At 75.3% G+C, this 2,801-nt stretch carries 2 protein-coding genes; both read left to right on the forward strand.

Annotation, left to right across the window (positions count from 1 at the left end):
- Window positions 1-468 (forward strand): Rv3235 family protein (locus tag DQW06_RS17435; protein ID WP_232833060.1); only part of this gene is annotated, 468 nt, incomplete at its 5' end.
- Between the two features lie 382 nt (window positions 469-850).
- Entirely contained in the window at window positions 851-2,749 is a 1,899-nt protein-coding gene (locus DQW06_RS17440) for a S9 family peptidase (protein WP_071622162.1), read from the forward strand.
- Window positions 2,750-2,801 lie beyond the last annotated feature (52 nt).

Here is a 2,801-nt window from a genome sequence, read left to right on the forward strand (position 1 = left end):
CTGTGCGCCCACGGCGCTCCCGCGTACCACCGGCCGGTCCGCACCCCCGCGCGCACGCCCCTGCCTCCGCGCCACGCGCCCGTGCGCCGGTGCGGGCCCCCACTCCTGGCGGGCCACCGCACCCCCGGCCCCGTGCATTTGCTGGCCCAGCGCGTGGCGGAGGTCCTGGTCGGCCGCCGCACCCCCGAGGCGCTGCGCGACCAGGTGACCGTCCCGGTCCGCGAGGAGCTGCGCCGTCTGCGGGGCACGGTCTCCTGCGAGCTGGCGCCGAGGCTGACCCAGGTCTACCACCAGCCCGTGGACGCCGACGGCGTGGAGGCCAACGCCGTGATCCGCTGCGACCGCCGCTCCCGGGTGTTCGCCTTCCGGGCCCGGCGGGAGGCGGACGGCCGCTGGGTGTGCACCCGGTTGGAGACCGACGGCGCCGTGCGCGGCCGGGGCGGGATGCCCGTCGAGCCGACCGGGTGAGGCCCCGTGCCGGGCCGCGGGACGAACGCGGGGCCGCGGGTCCCGCGGCCCGGCGGTGTCCGCCCGCGTCGCCGCCGCTTCCCACGCCCGCCTCCCCGCGGAGTCCCGTGGGCTGGTCCGCGGGCGGGCGTCCTCCGTTCGTCCGGGCCCGGCGCGGACGCGGGTTCCGCCGGACGGAGAGCACCTGGATTTCCGGAGAGAAGCCTGGATAGGGTCCCCCTGGGGTGTTCTCCGGACCGGAGCGCGTCCCGTCTTCGAACGGCGGCGTCCGTCGCGGCCCGACCGTTCCCGGCACGCGGTGGCCCCCAACGACGGTCCCACCGCCAAGCGAAAAGGAGGGGGCGGTCACGGCGCTCCCCGCGCCGGGACGGCCATCCGTTGTATGAAACCTGCTGACATCGCCCACCTGCACAGCATCGGCGCTCCCACCCTGTCCCCCGACGGCCGCCGCGCGGTCTTCGCCGTGACCCGGCCGGACCTGGAGGAGGACGCCTACCTGGGCTCCCTGTGGTCCGTGCCCACCGACGGCTCCGCGCCGCCCGCCCGGCTCACCCGGGGCACCAGGGACAACGGCCCGGTGTTCTCCCCGGACGGGCGGTGGATCGCCTTCCTGCGCCCCGACGAGGACAAGCGCCCGCAGGTCCACGTCCTGCCCGCCGACGGCGGCGAGCCCTGGAAGGTCACCTCCCACCCGCTGGGCGCGGGCGCCCCGCGCTGGAGCCCGGACTCCACCCGGATCGCCTACACAGCCCGTGTCCCCGAGCCCCACCGCTACGTGGACCGGGAGCCGGGCAAGGAGCCGCCCCGGCGGATCACGCAGCTCAAGTACCGGCTGGACGACCTCGGGTTCGCCAACGACCGGCGCACGCACGTGTTCGTCTCCGCGCCCCTGGACCCCTCGGGCGAGGCCGGGGAACCGGTCCAGGTGACCCGGGGCGACTTCGAGCACCGGTCCGTGTCCTGGAGACCCGACGGCACCGAGCTGGTCTTCGCGGCCGCGCGCCACGCCACCCGTGACACGGATCTGGTGGAGGACCTGTGGGCGTGCGCGCCGGAGGAGGGCGCCGAGCCGCGCCGGGTCACCGCCGGGAACCTGGACGCCGTGCGGGGCGAGTTCTCCGAGGACGGCGCCACCGTCTACTTCCTCGGCGACGAGCTCGGCCCGGACCTGGACGACTTCGTGGGCCAGACCAGCGCCCTGTGGTCGGTGCCCGCCGACGCCTCGGCGGCGCCCGTCCGGCTGACCCCCTCCCACAACCCGCGGATGGCCGGAGGTCCCAAGGTCACCGGGCAGGGCCTGCTCGGTCTGGCGGAGAACCGGGGCGCGGTGGACCTGGTCCTGGTGCCCTTCGGGGGCGGCGAGCCCGAGACGGTGCTCGGCGGTCCGGTGCAGGTCCAGTCCTTCGACAGCGCGGGCGGCGTCACCGTCGCGGTGGTCGCAGACGGCCGCAGCAGCGGTGAACTGGTCCTGGTCGGTGACGGGGGCACGCGGGCGCTCACGGAGTTCGCCGGCGCCCTGGACCCCCTGCCGATGAGGGAGCTGACGGCCCACACCGCCGACGGCTACCCCGTGCACGGGTGGGTCACCGTGCCCGAGGGCGAGGGCCCGCACCCGGTGGTGCTGATGATCCACGGGGGTCCCTTCGCCCAGTACGGCCACCAGCTCTTCGACGAGACGCAGGTCTACGCGGCGGCCGGGTACGCCGTGGTGATGTGCAACCCGCGCGGCTCCTCGGGCTACGGGCACGAGCACGGCCGGGCCGTCATCGGCTCGGTGGGCGCGACCACCGCCACCGACGTGCTGGCCTTCCTGGACGCGGCGCTGGAGGACGAGCGGCTGGACTCCTCGCGGGTGGGCGTCATGGGCGGATCCCACGGCGGGTTCATGACCACCTGGATCGCCGCCCACCACGGCGAGCGGTTCCGGGCGGCGATCAGCGAGCGCGCGGTCAACGCCATCGACAGCTTCCACGGCTCCTCCGACATCGGCTCGTTCTTCCCCGGGCCGCTGTACGGGCCGCCGCAGACCTGGGCCGAGGAGAGTCCGCTCACCTACGCCGACCGGATCGACGTCCCGTTCCTGATCATCCACTCCGAGGAGGACTGGCGCTGCCCGGTGGAGCAGGCGCAGCGCCTGTTCGTGGCGTTGAAGCTGCGCGGTCAGGAGGTGGAGATGCTGCTCTTCCCCGCTGAGGGGCACGAGCTGTCGCGTTCGGGCCTGCCCAGCCACCGCGTCGCCCGCTTCGAGGCGGTCCTGGACTGGTGGCAGCGACACCTGTGACATGCGCGGGGGCGGGGGACCGCCCCCGCCCCTTCCAGTGGTTCGCGTGATA

This window comes from Nocardiopsis sp. TNDT3 (assembly GCF_003427465.1).
In the GTDB taxonomy this organism is placed as follows: domain Bacteria; phylum Actinomycetota; class Actinomycetes; order Streptosporangiales; family Streptosporangiaceae; genus Nocardiopsis; species Nocardiopsis dassonvillei.